This window comes from Mesorhizobium sp. WSM4847, from assembly GCF_055811335.1.
In genome coordinates this window covers 49,441-63,320 of sequence record NZ_JBVVPY010000006.1, presented here as the reverse complement: position 1 = coordinate 63,320, position 13,880 = coordinate 49,441, and the positions used below count along the sequence as shown (strand labels likewise).

Below are 13,880 nucleotides of genomic sequence, written 5' to 3'. Positions count from 1 at the left end.
CGATGGCGCTCGAGACCTACCGCAAGAAGCGCAATTTTTCCGTTACCCCGGAGCCGCAGGGCCGCAGGGCGCCGAGGACCGGCGACAGCTTCGTCATACAGAAGCACGATGCCACCCGGCTCCATTATGATTTTCGTCTCGAAATGGACGGCGTCCTGAAGAGCTGGGCCGTCACAAAAGGGCCGAGCCTGATCCCCGGCGAGAAGCGTCTTGCCGTCCACGTCGAGGACCATCCTCTGGAATATGGCGACTTCGAAGGCACAATCCCGAAGGGCGAGTATGGCGGCGGCACCGTCCTCCTTTGGGACAGAGGCACTTGGACGCCGATCGGCGACGCGCATCGCGGCTATGCGAAAGGCCATCTCGACTTCGAACTTCACGGCGAGAAGCTTGGCGGCCGCTGGCATCTTGTGCGGATGGCCGGAAAGCCCCGGGAGAAGCGCGAGAACTGGCTGCTGATCAAAGGCGACGATGACGCCGCGCGCACCGAACGTGATCCCGACATTCTGGACGAGCGGCCGGAATCCGTCGCGACCGGCCGCAAGATCGAGGACGTCGCCGGCGAAGAGCCCGGCTGGTCGTCCAAGACAGGGCGCATTCGCAGGCGCCGCGGCGGCAGCACCAGGCCAGCTCCAGCGGAAGAGGCCCCCGCCACTGTCAGCGTTCCCGAACCGTCAAAGATCAAGGGCGCCAAGAAGGCGGCGCTTCCCGATTTCGTCGAACCGACGCTGGCGACCCTGGTCTCGTCAGCGCCGTCGGGCGAGCGCTGGCTGCACGAGATCAAATTCGACGGCTACCGGCTGCAGGCCAGGATCGAAGCCGGCCGCGTCAAACTGTTGACGCGGAGCGGTCTCGACTGGACGAAGAAATTCGGCAAGGCGGTCGTTTCGGCGCTGGCCGATATCCCTGTCGGGACGGCGCTGATCGACGGTGAACTCGTGGTCGAGACGTCAGCCGGCGCATCGGATTTTTCCGCGCTGCAAGCCGATCTCAGCGAGGGCCGCAGTGATCGCTTTCACTTCTACGTCTTCGACCTGCTTCATCTCGACGGCTACGATCTGCGCGAAGTTGCGTTAATCAAGCGTAAGGAATTGCTGGAAAAAATCATCGGCAGTAACAGCGGCATCATCAGCTACAGCGGCCATTTTGAGGAGGATGGCGCCCTGGTGCTGCGACATGCCTGTCGGCTGAGCCTGGAAGGCATTGTCTCCAAGCTTCGCGATGCGCCCTACCGCGCCGGCCGCAGCAAGAACTGGGTGAAGTCGAAATGCTCGGCGCGGCAGGAATTTGTCGTGGCCGGCTATGTCCCCTCGACAACGTCGCGCAAGGCGATCGGTTCGCTTGTCCTGGGTGTCTATGACCACGGCAAGCTGCATCATGTCGGGCGCGTCGGCACCGGCTACACGGCAGCGGTCGCCGAGAGCCTGTTCAAGAAGCTCGAGCGGTTACGCATTCCGTCAAGCCCGTTCGAAAAACGGCTGAGCGCCGACGAGGCTCGGCAAGTCCGCTATGTCAGGCCGGACCTCGTCGCCGAAGTCGAGTTCCGGGCGTGGACCGCCGACGGCCATCTGCGCCACGCCTCGTTCCGCGGGTTGCGCGAAGACAAGCCGGCGAAAGAAATCACGCGCGAGACGCCGAAGACGAGCAAGGAGGTGGCCAAACCTCAGCGCCGGACCGTCAAGCTCACCCATCCCGACCGTCTTTACTGGCCGGACGAGGGCGTGACCAAGGAAGGCCTCGCCGACTATTATGCCGAGGTATGGCGTTATGTGTCGCCCTACATCGTCGGCCGCGCGCTGGCGCTGGTGCGCTGTCCCAACGGGATTTCGGGCGAGCAATTCTTCCAGAAGCATGCCTGGAAGGGGCTGAACCCCAACATCGTACTGGTCCACGACCCCAAGGATCCGCCCGACGAGCGGCTGATCAGCATCAATGATCTCGACGGGCTGATCGGTCTCGTCCAGTCGGCGTCGCTGGAGATCCACCCCTGGGGCTCGACGGTGAGCGATTGGGAGCGTCCGGACACGATCATCATGGATCTCGACCCCGGCGAAGGCGTGAGCTGGGAGGCGGTGATCGAAGCCGCCGTTGAGACCCGCGACCGGCTGAAGGATGCGGGGCTTGTCCCCTTCATCAAGACCTCCGGCGGCAAGGGTCTGCACGTCGTGGCGCCATTGAAGCCGAAAGCCGAATGGCCAGCTGTAAAAGCCTTCACCAAGGCGATTGCCGACTCCATGGCCGCCGACAGTCCCAACCGCTACGTCTCGACCATCACAAAATCGAAACGGCGCGGGAAAATCTTGGTCGATTATCTGCGCAACCAGCGTGGTGCGACCGCGGTCGCACCCTATTCGACAAGAGCACGACCGGGTGCGGCGGTGTCGATGCCGCTTGCCTGGGACGAGCTCGGCCCCGGCATCGGACCGGCCTATTTTACGGTCGAGAACACACCGACCCGGCTTGCCTCGCTGTCGTCGGACCCCTGGCAGGATTTCCGCGCGGCCGCAGCGCCAATCGAAGACCGTGCAAACCGGCGCAAGAGAGCGGCTTGAGGACGGCACTGCGAGTGCATGCATCGGAATAATCAGGCGATCTGCTCGAGCGTGCATTGCTCGGGCGCCTTGTCTGGTCGCCAGCGCAGGAACTTGGTGCCGTGCCGGAAACGGTCGCCGGTGACGTGATCGAAGCGCACTTCGACCACCAGTTCGGGCCGCACCGGCTCCCATTCGCCGCTGCGCTCGGTGCTCCAGCGGCTCGGCCCGCCCGGCGCCTTTCCGGTAAAGCCCGGTGGCTCGCGCATGGTTTCGAGCTTGCGGGTAAGCTCGGCCCTGTCCTCCTTGGCAATGGTCGAGGTGAAACCGACGTGGTCGAGCTTGCCGGCCTCGTTGTACAGACCCAGCAGCAATGATCCGACCTGACGACTGCTGCTGAGATAGCGAAAGCCGCCGACCACACAATCGGCCGACCGCAGCCGCTTCACCTTCACCATCGCGCGCACCCCCGGTTGGTACGGACCGTCCAGCCGCTTGGCAACGACGCCGTCTGTCGCCCCATGTCCGGCATCCCCTAGCCAGGAGCGGGCTTCCTTCACATCGCGCGTGCAGTGCGAAAGCACGATGTTCCTGCGGTTTGCCGAAGCGACGAAAGCCTCAAGGATCGCTCGCCGTTTTTTCAGGGTCCGCGCCAACCAGACGGTTCCGTGCTGATCGCAGAGCATGTCGAACAGGACGATGCTAGCCGGGGTTTCGGCGGACAGCTTGCGGATCCTGCTCTCGGCGGGATGAAGCCGCATCTGGAGCGCTTCGAACGAAAACTTGCCGTCGACCGAGATGACGATTTCCCCGTCGACGACAAAACGGCGCGACGGCAGTCCCTTCAATGTCGCGAGGAGTTCGGGAAAATAGCGTCCTAGCGGCTTGCCTGACTTTGCGCGCAACTCCACCGCATCATCCTGCCGAAATGCCAGGCAGCGAAAACCATCCCATTTGCGTTCGTATTGCCATCCATCTCCTTCGGGAATCGCATCGGCCGCCTTTGCCTCCATTGGAGGCGTATCGAGCGGCAGGAGGAAATCGCTGGATCGGCGGGTGCTGTCGAAAGCAGGATCGCGGGGTATGACCTTCATTGTGCTGCCTTTGTCTCCCAGCCCAGCCTGCTCCCAGGCGCTTATTTCCGCTTTCCGGGCTCCGAGCCGATGCTCTTGCGCAGCGCATCCATGATGTTGATCACGTTGCTGGCCGGTTGCTCGGCCTTGGCCTTCGCCTTGGCCGGACCCTTCTTGCCCTTCTTCTTCGAGGCAATGATCTCCAGCAGCCGCGCCTGGACCGGATCTCCGGTCATGGCGGGATCCCACTGCCTGGTTCGCTCGTCGATCAGGGTCGAGACCATATCCATCAGTTTCGGATCGGGTTTGACGTCGTCGATCTTGCCAAAATAATCCTCGGGATCGCGAACCTCATCGCCATAGCGCAGTGTCCACAGCACGATGCCCTTGCCTCGTGGTTCAAGCATGACGGCGCGCTCGCGGCGGTACATGACCAGTCGCGATATTCCGACCGTCCCCGTCGATTTCATTGCGTCGCGAATGACCGAGAATGCCTCCTCCCCTACCGGGTCGTCAGGGGTGAGATAGTGCGGCTTGTCGTACCAGATCCAGCCGATGCTGTCGGCATCGACAAACATGTCGATATCGATGGTACGCGTGCTCTCGAGCGCAACCGCTTCGATCTCGTCGTCCTCGAGCAGGACGTATTCGTCCTCGCCGCGCTGGTAGCCCTTCACCTCGTCGTCTTCAGCAACGGGCTTGCCGCTGACGGCATCGACATATTGGCTGACCACCCGATGCCCGCTCTTGCGATTGAGCGTATGGAACCGGACCTTCTCGCTCTCGGTGGTAGCGGGCGTCATCGCCACCGGACAGGTCACCAGCGAAAGCTTCAGATAGCCTTTCCAGAAAGGACGTGGCGCCATCGAGCACCCCCGGCAGGAGTAAAACAGTCGAACGCAGCAGGGCGATCGATTGTTCCAGCAGCGTTTTTTTCGCGCGCCAAGGCCACGGCATTAGCCCATTGCCTGAGACGCCCTCCGGGCCAGCAGCAGAACCGGGGCCAATCGCATGGTTCGGCAAATTTTTACCAAGGTGAGACGAAACAATTGCCTCCTATCGTCGTTTCGCCAGTAAGGAATTTTGGTCGAGGAGCGCGACCGGCCGGGGTGTTTTCGACAATCCGGGCCTGAGCGGCGCGATGCCAGGGTCAAAAGGGTGAAGACCATGCGCTTTGACGCCTTGGGATTCAAAGATCGAACGGATGCGGGGCGCCAGCTTGCCGCCGCTTTGGCCAGGTTCGCGGCAACCGATCCAATGGTGCTGGCGCTGCCGCGCGGCGGCGTGCCGGTTGGCTTCGAAGTGGCGAAGGCACTCCGTGCCCGGCTCGACGTGCTGCTTGTGCGCAAGATCGGCGCGCCGGGCCATTCCGAATATGGCATCGGCGCGGTCGTCGACGGGGAAAATCCGCAGCTCGTCCTCAACGAGGAGGCGATGGCTTTGGTCCGGCCGTCAGACGAATACGTCGAAGCAGAGAAGCGGCGGCAACTGCTCGAAATCGAACGTCGCAGAAACCTCTATCTCGGAAGCCGGCCTGCGGCTTCGGTCCTGGGCCGGACCGTCATCGTCGTCGATGACGGCATTGCGACTGGAGGCACGGTCAGAGTGGCGCTCAAGGCGCTAAGGAAGGATCGCGCCGCGCATGTCGTGTTGGCCGTCCCGGTCGCACCTCGGGACACGCTGGACCTGATCAAAGCCGATGCGGACGAAGTGGTCTGTCTCGCCACGCCTGAGCCGTTTGTTGCGGTGAGCCGGTACTATGAGGATTTCGAACAGACCACGGACGCGGAAGTGATCCGGCTGCTGCGTGAGGCAGAGCAGTTTGAGAGCAGGTCGTCGACGCGATCTGCCGAAGGAGCACGCCATGGCTAGCAAGGACCGACAACCGATGGCGATCGTCGAGCGCGGCGATATTTCTGCGCGAACTCAAAATGACCAAATCGCGCCATCCGATAGAACCGCTCTTCAGTGGCGAATAGGCCTGGCCTGAGCCAAACGGCCCCTCCCCTTGCGCTCGCAGCCGACCTGAAGCGCGGCCCCGGTCAGGGCCGCGCCACCGCGCGCCAGCGGCGGTTGAGCCGTCAATCGCGCAAACGATTGGCAGCGTGATCCTGGCGCTGCTCAGTCGCGATCTGCCTGGAATCCAGACCGCGTTGCTTCGTGTGCTGGGCCTTGTCGCGGTTAGACAGGACTTTGTTTTCCTCGAGCTTGTCCTTTGGGGTGGTGGTCATGGCGCCTGCACCGGAACCCTTTCCCCGCGCACCCGCTCCGATGTGCTTCTTGCTACCTTTTGCCATGGGCTTGCTCCAATTCTTAGTCGTCGGGACGGTTCTTGTGATGAACGCTCTGCTGATTTTCTCCGCGAAGGATGTTGCGATCGTCAGGGTCAACGAGGTCGGGTGTCTTGGACCTGATTTCCGACCCCTTGCGCAGCGCTTCACGTTCCGCTGCTGATCGCTTCAGGTCAGCCTCTGCGTCGAAATCCTTGCCGGCGCCCTTCGTGTTCTCCCGCTTTTCAATGATGCGCAATTGCTGCTCGTGGGTTCTGCGTCCAGCCATCGGTTTCCTCCAAGGTGCCTTGCGTTCGATTTTTTGAGGCCCAGATCGCTGGCGGAACCGTCCACTTCCGGTGATTGCAGTTGGCCACGGTCCTTGCCGAAGCGGACCAATCGTGCGCCACCACGATCTGAGCCTGTCCTTATGGCGATAATGGCAGGGCGGCGGGATCGTTCCGAGATGGCGGCCGAATAAACCGTCTATTCGCTCATCTGCTCCGGGCTGCTATCCGCATTTGCCATGATCCGTCAGTTTTTCTCCCCGCGGTGTTCCGATGGAACATCAGAGCATCTCCCGTCGTTCGGCGACTGATCGCCTATGTCCACGTCTGACGCCCCGCCGCAGCGAGCGCGTAAAGCTGCAAGAGGATGGACCGCACGATCAAGGACGCCACGGTCAAACGCTTCTACTACGAGAGCCACGATCAGCTCAGGTAACACCTCGCCGACTTCGTTGCTGCCTACAACTTCGCTCGCAGGCTCAAGACCCTCAAGCGCGATCCAACGGACTCGCGAGCAGGTTACGCCGCCCTGCGCCGAACTGGAACTCGGTCGGGCTTGAGCAGCTCGTATCGATCAAGGGATCAAAAACCCGCACATCTGGCGAAGTCCTGGATGATTTCGGCACATTCTTTCGAGCGCACGATGCGATGAAGGGCTGATCGGAACTTTGCTTCCGCATTCTTGGCAGCCGAGGTTGGTTGGAACATGTCGCCCCGAGTCGAACGCATTCACAGCGATGAGCGTCTCCCGGCCGAGGTCGACGTCGTCATCGTCGGCGGCGGCATCCTCGGCTCTACGGCCGCCTATTTCCTGGCGAAGCGTGGCCTCTCTGTGGCTCTGCTCGAGAAGGGCCACGTCGCCTGTGAACAATCGAGCCGAAACTGGGGTTGGTGCCGCCAGCAGAACCGCGATCGGCGCGAACTGCCGCTCTCGGTGATCTCCATGCGACTGTGGGACGAGCTGACGCGCGATATCAATCGGGACCTTGGATTTCGACGCTGCGGTCTCGTCTATGCCACTCACGACGAGGCTGTGCTCGCCGGCTGGGAAAGGTGGCGCGAGGTCGCCAGGGAGTACGAGGTCGACACCCGCATGCTGAGCCGGGCGGAGGTGGCCGAGCGCGTCCCCGAAGCGCGCGACAAATGGGTCGGCGGGACCTATTCGGACCGGGATGGTAAGGCCGAACCTGCGCTCGCCGCGCCGGCTATCGCCGATGGGGCCAGAGCTCTGGGCGCCACCATCCACCAGGAATGCGCCGCGCGGGCGCTCGACTTGGCCAATGGCAAGATTGCGGGCGTGCACACGGAGAAGGGCTACATCAGAACCAGCGCGGTGCTGTGCGCCGCTGGCGCCTGGTCCTCGCGCTTCCTTAGGCCGCTCGGGATCAGTTTCCCCCAAGCGAGCATCCGGCAGACCGCGCTGCGTTCCACCCCGACAATCAACATAGGCGAGGCGGTCTCCACACCCTACTGCACGATCACGCGCCGACTGGACGGCAGCTATACGCTTGCGATCAGCGGCAAGGCGAACCTCGAAATCACGCCCCAGGCTATCCGGTATAGCCGGGAATTCATGCCGCAATTCTTGCGTCGCCTGAAGAACGTCAGGCTCGGCATCGGCCAATCGTTCCTTTCGGGGCCGGATTCAATGCCGGCGCTGCTGACCAGCGACGATCGGATCTTCGAACAGAATCGGGTGCTGGATCCTCCACCCTTAAAATGGCTGGTAAGCCAAGTGGTGGAGAGTGTCCGGAAGACCTTCCCCCAACTCGGCGATATAGAGATCGATAGTGCCTGGGGCGGCTTCGTCGATTGCACGCCGGACGCAGTGCCTGTGGTGTCGCAGGTGGACGGGGTGAAAGGCCTCGTCCTCGCGGCGGGCTGCTCGGGCCACGGCTTCGGTTTGGGCCCGGGGCTTGGCTATCTGGCCGCAGAGCTTGTCGTAAACGACACGCCTTGCGTCGATCCTACACCGTTCCGCCTGTCGCGTCTGGTCGACGGCTCGAAGCTGGACATCGCCGCTATCTGAAGATCAGCCGGAAGTCAGGCCTGACGCGCACCAAGCGAAGTCAAAGTGTCAGCAGACGGGTGAGCGGAATCCCCACGTCCCCTCGCAGTCAAGTCTCCGGGTGCATGAGCGCAACGTGGTAGGAGTTGCACCAGAATCCGCTCGGGAGAGCGCCGCGCTCATCGCGCTCGTCTTTGGCGCAGTTGGAACCGTCGCAGGAGTTCATTCTAGCGTTTTCTGCTTCTGCCGGTAAGGCGAATTGCTCGGCCCATACGCCGCGCCAGCGGCCGGGATGTTTGCCGCAACCTACACACGTGGCAGCGCAAACTCAACGCCGTGGCCCTGCACTACGGCATCATGCGGGAGACCGGTTTCTACGGCGCTGGGGTGTCGTCGACAACGTCTTAACCAACCTGTGGATGCTCGCCCCCTGCGCGGGGCACGCACGGCTTTATCTCACCCAGCTCTTCCACAGGCGGAGCGGCCCCGCACCTCGTCCACGCCGGAGGCGTCAATCTCAGCGCCGCTTCTTACAAGCGCCCTCGCCCTGCTTCTCCCGGTTGTCCTTGGCCTGGGGCGGTCATTGGCCCGGGACAACACACTGGAGGCAACCATGCCCAACACCGCCGAGATCCTTGTCGACACATTTCGACGGCCGTGCGTTACAGGATTTCCGCTCAAGCTTCTGGTGATCAAGAACAACATGCTCAACCAGATCGCCTGGGAGCAAATGATGTTCCTTGGCAACCCGCAATTTGCCTGCGAACTCCAGCCGATCGATTTCGCCCTGGCCGCGGAAGCCATGGGGGGCATCGGCTACAGCGTCACCCGGCCTGAGGACGTCGATGGGGTTCTTGATGCTGCATTTGCCGCGGAAGGTCCGGTGATCATAGAGGCGGTCGTCGACGCATATGAACCTATGCTGCCGCCGCGCATGCCGAACGAATATCGCAAGAACATGCGCACAGCCCTACGGGAAACGCCGGGCCGCAAGGAGATCGAAGCAAACCTCGCTAGGGAGCCGCTGAAGACGATGATGGGCTGAGCTCCCTGGCCGGTCAGTCCTTGGTGTAGGCGCCTGGCTGGCGGCCGCTCTTCGGAGCCTTGGCGTCCTTGGAACGCTCGGCGATCGACGGACCGGCGCCGGATGTCTTTTCGGTCGCTGCGCTGGGCGTAGACCGCCTGGGCGGGTCCCGCCCTTCGGATTGATGGGTTTTGTCCTCCACCTCGTCCCTTGACCGGGTCAGGCCCATGCCGCCGGCAGGCTTCTTGTTGCCGGCTGCCTCCTGCGAGAATTGATCCGACGCGTCGGCATCTTTCTTTGCCGGGTACTTTGTCGCGCCATGTTCGTAACGGGTCTCGTTTTTGTTCATAGCATTTCTCCGGTTTCACGGATTGTGGCTAAACACTCCTGTTGCGGTACCGCCGCCAGCGCTCCCGGCGGCGGCATATGCGATGCGTGCAGCGCCCGGCCGGCGCGGCTGCCGATATTCGGCGCGCTCAGGCGTCCTCAGTCAGGCATCCTGCCATGGCGTGTGCAGGATATCGGCGCCCGGCTGCTCGTCGAAAAGGACCGCGCAGCCGCGCGCCCACGCCACCGGCGACAGTGCGTTGGCCACGATTTCGTCCGGCGAGATGAAATCACCGGTCAGCACCCGCAACTCTTCGACGGCTTTGGCCATCGACACCAATCGCCCTGCGGCGCGGTCGGTGGTGCAGGCGTCGATGACGGAAACGAGATCGATCATTTGGAACTGGCCCATCATAGGCCTCCGCAAACAGCATCCCTTCGCAGCTATGAACGTCGCAACGATCTACAATGTTCCCGGCCGAACGCATCGGCACTAAGCCTGGTCTATCGCGTCCTTGAGCTTGCTCAGGAATGCCACCAGAGCATCCTCCGGCCGATCGGCCTCCTCGGTCAGCATGTCGATACCCCAGCGTCCGAGGACCGCTTCCTGGACGACGCTCGGTTGCGGCATGAAGACGAACGATTTCGGACGATTCCTTTCATAACCGGACCGGCGCCAGGTTTCCCAAAGCCGATACAGCAACAGACGGATGTTCATGTCTGACATGCTGTAGCCGATGAACAGGACGGTGCGCCCGAGTGCGTCGGCGCGAAACTTCACGTCCAACGGCGACTCGAACGACAGCCGCTCGAAATAGTCGGACTCCGCCAGGACCAGCGATGCGTCGTCGTCGAAATCGCCGTGATATTTGATGATCTGGGTAACCTCGCCGTTCACCTTGGCGATATCCTTGGCATTGGCCACTTTTACGAACGCGCGGTCATGGACTTCGAACGCAACCTCAAGGTTTCGATCATAGTTGGTTGTGTAGATGATCGGGAAATCGAGTGACACGATCAGCTTGTGGATCGCCGATCGCTTGACTTTTTCCCGCGAGACGCTCCATTCGCGATCCATCCAGCTGCGCAAGGGGCCGAGACTGCCATGCTTTAGCCGGTAATATTCGGCAAGAGCCTGGTAACTGGACTCTGGCCTGTCGACCACGTCTCGATCGAGGCCGAGTTCATCCACCATATGCTCGATGAGCGTCTCCCAGGATGGCAGGCCGACGCTCATCGACACACCCGCCCCCACGAACAAGATCGCTCGTCGCTCTTTCACGGATTGAGCCAGTTGCTCAAGTGCAGACGGCATGGCCAACTCACCAGGCAATGATCCAAACACAACTGCGAAAGCCGCCCTCTGTTCCGCAGAAGCCGGATCAGCGCCAAGTCTGTTCAGAAACCGGGTCTGTTCGGAAAATCGGGTGTGTTCAGCAAATGCGGCGCAGATTGGAACCGCTGAGCCAGATCGAAGTTTGGTGTCAGGGGAGAGACCATGATGGCCGTCCGACGAGATCAGACCAAAGCGAGAGGCGATATTCAGGCCGGGGCGACACAGGACAAGACCCCGGGGTTCGACCCTGCCGCGGCACCTGAAAAGACCGACGCCGAAGCGGCCGGTATGCCAAATCCTGTCGCCGAGGCTCGTCCACGGCGACAGCCTGAGTTCACCAATGAAGCAAGCTTCGGCGATGCGATGCGGCCGGCAGCAAGCGAGCCTGGTCTTCAGCCTGGCAAGAACTGGCCGGTGCTGGTGATTGCCGCAGTCGTTCTCGTAGCCGCCGCGGCCTTCCTGCTGGCAGCCCTGCTGCGCTAGCGAGATTGGTTTCGAGAGCTTATGGTCCCGAACATGAAACGGGCACAGGCACCCAAGTAAATCGATTCACCAATTCACAAGCCACTCATGATCATTTTCCCGACTGCCAAAAGGCTCGGGTAATAGCCGCTGTACTTGGGCAGGCTACCGGGCACGTCCAGCACACGATGGTGATAGAATATATCCATCCGAACCGGCGGCAGCCGGGCCTCGGGCTCGAAATTGCTGACCGGGATGAACATCACCTTGAGCGGCCCGACGCCGGCAACCTCCACAACCGGCTTGCCGCAGGTCCGGCAGACCCCGCGATTGAAGTTCGGCGGCGGACGGTATTTCTTGAATGAAATATTGCCGGCGTTTTTCAGCACGACACCCTTGGCGCGAACGGCGACCACATCCGCGAACGGTTTGCCGTTGAAGGCCTGGCAGATCAAACAGTGGCACCGGAACCTGGCTTTCGGCAACGTATGCACCTCGAACGAGCAAGCGCTGCATTCGCAGGAGCCGCGTAGCGCCAACGATGGGTCCATGGTCATGTGCTGATGCTCCTCGTTGTCATTGGGAAACGGAATTCCAATCGCCGAAGCATCGATGTCCGAAATCGGCATTGATGGCATCTTCGATCGCCTTGCGGCGCCCGATGATCGTGACCCTGAACTTGGCCAGATCAGCGCGTCGCTGCGCCAGCGAAGGCGCAGCATCATGCATGAAGGCAGCACGCTGGCCGGCGAGGAGACTGCCTAGCCGATCTGCATCGGTGATTTTTGCGATTGCGTTCATGGTCCACTCCGATGTAGACAGAAGAAACTTACGCCCCTGATGTAGTCCCTTAAGTAGCCAGTGTCAACAATGTATTCGCAAGAAACTTTGAGGTAGCATGCAGGACGCACCCAACCGCCCCTATCACCACGGCGATCTCCGCCGTGCGGTTATCGAGACAGCGCTGGATATGCTTCGGGAGGAGAAGGGCTGGCAGTTTACGCTGCGGGAAGTTGCCCGCCGGGCTGGCGTAAGCCACGCGGCACCGTACAAGCACTTCCCCGATAAGTCCGCGCTGCTTGCGGAGATCGCTATGATTGGGTTCGACCGGCTGCGCGTGTCCCTATCGGCGGCGAACGCTGAAGCGCCGAAAACTCTGCGCGAGGAAATTACTCCGATAGCTCGAGCCTACGTCGCGTTCGGAACGGACAACCCGGCTCTCTACCGCCTGATGTTTAGCGCGGAGGAGGGAAAAGCGGTGGGAATGCATCTCAATGAGCGGGCGCTGGCGGTATTCGACGTTCTCCTCGAAATCCTCCGGCGCGGCCAGGCCGCGGGGAGCATTCGCAAGCGGCCGATAGAAGGTCAGGCGGCAGCCGGCTGGGGGCTCATCCACGGCATGACCATGCTTGCGATCGATGGACTCCTGGTGCCCGAGAAGGTGGGATCGGCCCCCTTGGATGCGGCCTTGAGCACACTGTTGGAGGGGCTGGGAAACCCAGCACCACAACAATAGCTGGTGCCATCCCGCTCGCCCCGCCTACCGTATATCTGTGCCCTTTAATGTTCAGGGGCCTTATTCGTAGCCGAGGGCCAGGTCATTGTGAACATCTGTCGCAGCGATCGCAGCCTGGCCGAAGGCGACTGCGATCTGGTTCAGAGCCTTGACCAGGTCGCCGATGGCATACACCCCCTCGACCGAAGTCCGCTGATGCTTGTCGACGATGACATAGCCCTGGTCGCAGCATTTGACGCCCATTGCCAGCGCAAGGTCGGAACGCACCTGGCATCCCATCGCCGGATAGATGACGTCGAAATGGCGCACCTCGCCGTCCTTGAGGATGGCCTGGTAGCCGCTGTCGGTGGGAACAAACTTTTTGAATGCGTCGCAAATAGCAATGTTCTCTTCCGTGGCCACGCGTCGTGTGCTCGCGGAAAAATCTGGAAGATAGCGTGCGATCATTGTGACGTGCTGCGTATACTGCTTGAGGAACAAGGCCTCTCGCAGCACCTGCGCCTCGTGACCGATGACCGCGACCTGACGATCTATGACTTCGTAGCCGTCACAAACCGGGCAAAGGCGTACGCTGCCTTTGGCGATGGCCTCGCGCAGACGCGGAATTGCAGGCACGACATCGACGATACCTGTCGCCAGGAATACCTTTCGGGCGACGATCCGCCCGCCGTTGGTTTCGGCGCCGAACCCGCCTACGGTCGGCTCGACCGATGACGCGTGATCCTGGATCAGTGTCGCTCCGAACTTGGCGGCCTGGGCGCGAAGCCGCTGAAGAAGATCGGGGCCGCTGATCCCTTCCGGAAATCCCGGGCAGTTGCGGCTTTCCGCAACCAACCTTGCGCGCGATTCACCCGCGTCGACCACGACGACCCGATGACGGAACCTGCCGAGATAGGTAGCAGCCGCCAGCCCCGCAGGTCCACCGCCAACAATGAGAACATCCGCTTCGGTCGCGGACGAGGCTGAATGTCGGCGTTTGCGCGCGGGTTGATCCATCCGCGCCGAACGCATTCATGGCAAAGATGTTCCAGCGCCGAAATCCAAGC

General features: G+C 61.7%; 15 protein-coding genes and 1 pseudogene. 6 read left to right on the top strand and 10 right to left on the bottom strand.

Features of this window, described 5'->3' with window-relative positions:
* Positions 1 to 2: 2 nt before the first annotated feature.
* Positions 3 to 2,552, top strand: coding sequence for a DNA ligase D (ligD, locus tag AC0L28_RS10230; protein ID WP_473477179.1), 2,550 nt, complete (start codon positions 3 to 5; stop codon positions 2,550 to 2,552).
* 32 nt (positions 2,553 to 2,584) lie between these two features.
* Here ligD and AC0L28_RS10225 read toward each other — a convergent pair whose 3' ends face one another.
* Both AC0L28_RS10225 and ku read right to left on the bottom strand, forming a co-directional pair.
* Complete coding sequence (locus tag AC0L28_RS10225; RefSeq protein ID WP_473477178.1) at positions 2,585 to 3,625, bottom strand: ATP-dependent DNA ligase; 1,041 nt, start codon at positions 3,623 to 3,625, stop codon at positions 2,585 to 2,587.
* A gap of 41 nt (positions 3,626 to 3,666) precedes the next feature.
* Positions 3,667 to 4,470, bottom strand: a complete 804-nt coding sequence (gene ku / locus AC0L28_RS10220; RefSeq protein ID WP_287216947.1) for a non-homologous end joining protein Ku — start codon at positions 4,468 to 4,470, stop codon at positions 3,667 to 3,669.
* A 301-nt stretch (positions 4,471 to 4,771) separates the two neighbouring features.
* Here ku and AC0L28_RS10215 point away from each other — a divergent pair, with 301 nt between their 5' ends.
* Positions 4,772 to 5,476, top strand: a complete 705-nt coding sequence (locus tag AC0L28_RS10215) for a phosphoribosyltransferase (RefSeq protein ID WP_091590822.1) — start codon at positions 4,772 to 4,774, stop codon at positions 5,474 to 5,476.
* A gap of 209 nt (positions 5,477 to 5,685) precedes the next feature.
* Here AC0L28_RS10215 and AC0L28_RS10210 read toward each other — a convergent pair whose 3' ends face one another.
* Positions 5,686 to 5,901, bottom strand: a complete 216-nt coding sequence (locus AC0L28_RS10210) for a hypothetical protein (RefSeq protein WP_027154083.1) — start codon at positions 5,899 to 5,901, stop codon at positions 5,686 to 5,688.
* 16 nt (positions 5,902 to 5,917) lie between these two features.
* On the bottom strand, positions 5,918 to 6,163 hold the full coding sequence (locus AC0L28_RS10205) for a hypothetical protein (protein WP_091590277.1): 246 nt from the start codon (positions 6,161 to 6,163) through the stop codon (positions 5,918 to 5,920).
* A 704-nt stretch (positions 6,164 to 6,867) separates the two neighbouring features.
* Here AC0L28_RS10205 and AC0L28_RS10200 point away from each other — a divergent pair.
* A complete protein-coding gene (locus tag AC0L28_RS10200) occupies positions 6,868 to 8,190 on the top strand; it encodes an NAD(P)/FAD-dependent oxidoreductase (RefSeq protein ID WP_077382116.1) in 1,323 nt (440 codons plus the stop codon).
* A gap of 694 nt (positions 8,191 to 8,884) precedes the next feature.
* Positions 8,885 to 9,214: pseudogene (locus AC0L28_RS10195) on the top strand (thiamine pyrophosphate-dependent enzyme); the annotation flags it as partial.
* 13 nt (positions 9,215 to 9,227) lie between these two features.
* On the opposite strand, the gene AC0L28_RS10190 reads toward AC0L28_RS10195, so the two are convergent.
* The 3 genes from AC0L28_RS10190 to AC0L28_RS10180 all read right to left on the bottom strand — a co-directional run bounded on the left by AC0L28_RS10190 (position 9,228) and on the right by AC0L28_RS10180 (position 10,835).
* The gene (locus tag AC0L28_RS10190; protein WP_473477175.1) at positions 9,228 to 9,542 is read right to left on the bottom strand and encodes a hypothetical protein; all 315 of its coding nucleotides are present in this window, start codon (positions 9,540 to 9,542) and stop codon (positions 9,228 to 9,230) included.
* A gap of 141 nt (positions 9,543 to 9,683) precedes the next feature.
* Entirely contained in the window at positions 9,684 to 9,932 is a 249-nt protein-coding gene (locus AC0L28_RS10185) for a hypothetical protein (RefSeq protein ID WP_287228727.1), read from the bottom strand.
* 81 nt (positions 9,933 to 10,013) lie between these two features.
* Positions 10,014 to 10,835 carry an SIR2 family NAD-dependent protein deacylase gene (locus AC0L28_RS10180; RefSeq protein ID WP_473477173.1) on the bottom strand — a complete coding sequence of 274 codons (822 nt, stop codon included), beginning with the start codon at positions 10,833 to 10,835 and terminating at the stop codon, positions 10,014 to 10,016.
* Between the two features lie 186 nt (positions 10,836 to 11,021).
* On the opposite strand from AC0L28_RS10180, the gene AC0L28_RS10175 reads away from it, so the two are divergent.
* Positions 11,022 to 11,339: a hypothetical protein gene (locus AC0L28_RS10175; protein WP_473477171.1), complete on the top strand. Its 318-nt coding sequence runs from the start codon at positions 11,022 to 11,024 to the stop codon at positions 11,337 to 11,339.
* Positions 11,340 to 11,413: 74 nt separating this feature from the next.
* On the opposite strand, the gene AC0L28_RS10170 is transcribed toward AC0L28_RS10175, so the two are convergent.
* Positions 11,414 to 11,857: a GFA family protein gene (locus AC0L28_RS10170; RefSeq protein ID WP_473477169.1), complete on the bottom strand. Its 444-nt coding sequence runs from the start codon at positions 11,855 to 11,857 to the stop codon at positions 11,414 to 11,416.
* Positions 11,858 to 11,894: 37 nt separating this feature from the next.
* Positions 11,895 to 12,119: a hypothetical protein gene (locus AC0L28_RS10165; protein ID WP_023801326.1), complete on the bottom strand. Its 225-nt coding sequence runs from the start codon at positions 12,117 to 12,119 to the stop codon at positions 11,895 to 11,897.
* A gap of 97 nt (positions 12,120 to 12,216) precedes the next feature.
* On the opposite strand from AC0L28_RS10165, the gene AC0L28_RS10160 reads away from it, so the two are divergent.
* Positions 12,217 to 12,834, top strand: a complete 618-nt coding sequence (locus AC0L28_RS10160) for a TetR/AcrR family transcriptional regulator (protein WP_473477166.1) — start codon at positions 12,217 to 12,219, stop codon at positions 12,832 to 12,834.
* Between the two features lie 60 nt (positions 12,835 to 12,894).
* Here AC0L28_RS10160 and AC0L28_RS10155 read toward each other — a convergent pair whose 3' ends face one another.
* Complete coding sequence (locus AC0L28_RS10155) at positions 12,895 to 13,845, bottom strand: NAD(P)/FAD-dependent oxidoreductase (protein WP_473477163.1); 951 nt, start codon at positions 13,843 to 13,845, stop codon at positions 12,895 to 12,897.
* Between the last annotated feature and the right edge of the window lie 35 nt (positions 13,846 to 13,880).

What these genes read in the sequence shown, in the direction of transcription:
- ligD (WP_473477179.1), top strand. Translation starts at nt 3, where the DNA reads ATGGCGCTCGAGACCTACCGCAAGAAGCGCAATTTTTCCGTTACCCCG.
- AC0L28_RS10225 (WP_473477178.1), bottom strand. Translation starts at nt 3,625, where the DNA reads ATGAAGGTCATACCCCGCGATCCTGCTTTCGACAGCACCCGCCGATCC.
- ku (WP_287216947.1), bottom strand. Translation starts at nt 4,470, where the DNA reads ATGGCGCCACGTCCTTTCTGGAAAGGCTATCTGAAGCTTTCGCTGGTG.
- AC0L28_RS10215 (WP_091590822.1), top strand. Translation starts at nt 4,772, where the DNA reads ATGCGCTTTGACGCCTTGGGATTCAAAGATCGAACGGATGCGGGGCGC.
- AC0L28_RS10210 (WP_027154083.1), bottom strand. Translation starts at nt 5,901, where the DNA reads ATGGCAAAAGGTAGCAAGAAGCACATCGGAGCGGGTGCGCGGGGAAAG.
- AC0L28_RS10205 (WP_091590277.1), bottom strand. Translation starts at nt 6,163, where the DNA reads ATGGCTGGACGCAGAACCCACGAGCAGCAATTGCGCATCATTGAAAAG.
- AC0L28_RS10200 (WP_077382116.1), top strand. Translation starts at nt 6,868, where the DNA reads ATGTCGCCCCGAGTCGAACGCATTCACAGCGATGAGCGTCTCCCGGCC.
- AC0L28_RS10190 (WP_473477175.1), bottom strand. Translation starts at nt 9,542, where the DNA reads ATGAACAAAAACGAGACCCGTTACGAACATGGCGCGACAAAGTACCCG.
- AC0L28_RS10185 (WP_287228727.1), bottom strand. Translation starts at nt 9,932, where the DNA reads ATGGGCCAGTTCCAAATGATCGATCTCGTTTCCGTCATCGACGCCTGC.
- AC0L28_RS10180 (WP_473477173.1), bottom strand. Translation starts at nt 10,835, where the DNA reads ATGCCGTCTGCACTTGAGCAACTGGCTCAATCCGTGAAAGAGCGACGA.
- AC0L28_RS10175 (WP_473477171.1), top strand. Translation starts at nt 11,022, where the DNA reads ATGGCCGTCCGACGAGATCAGACCAAAGCGAGAGGCGATATTCAGGCC.
- AC0L28_RS10165 (WP_023801326.1), bottom strand. Translation starts at nt 12,119, where the DNA reads ATGAACGCAATCGCAAAAATCACCGATGCAGATCGGCTAGGCAGTCTC.
- AC0L28_RS10160 (WP_473477166.1), top strand. Translation starts at nt 12,217, where the DNA reads ATGCAGGACGCACCCAACCGCCCCTATCACCACGGCGATCTCCGCCGT.
- AC0L28_RS10155 (WP_473477163.1), bottom strand. Translation starts at nt 13,845, where the DNA reads ATGCGTTCGGCGCGGATGGATCAACCCGCGCGCAAACGCCGACATTCA.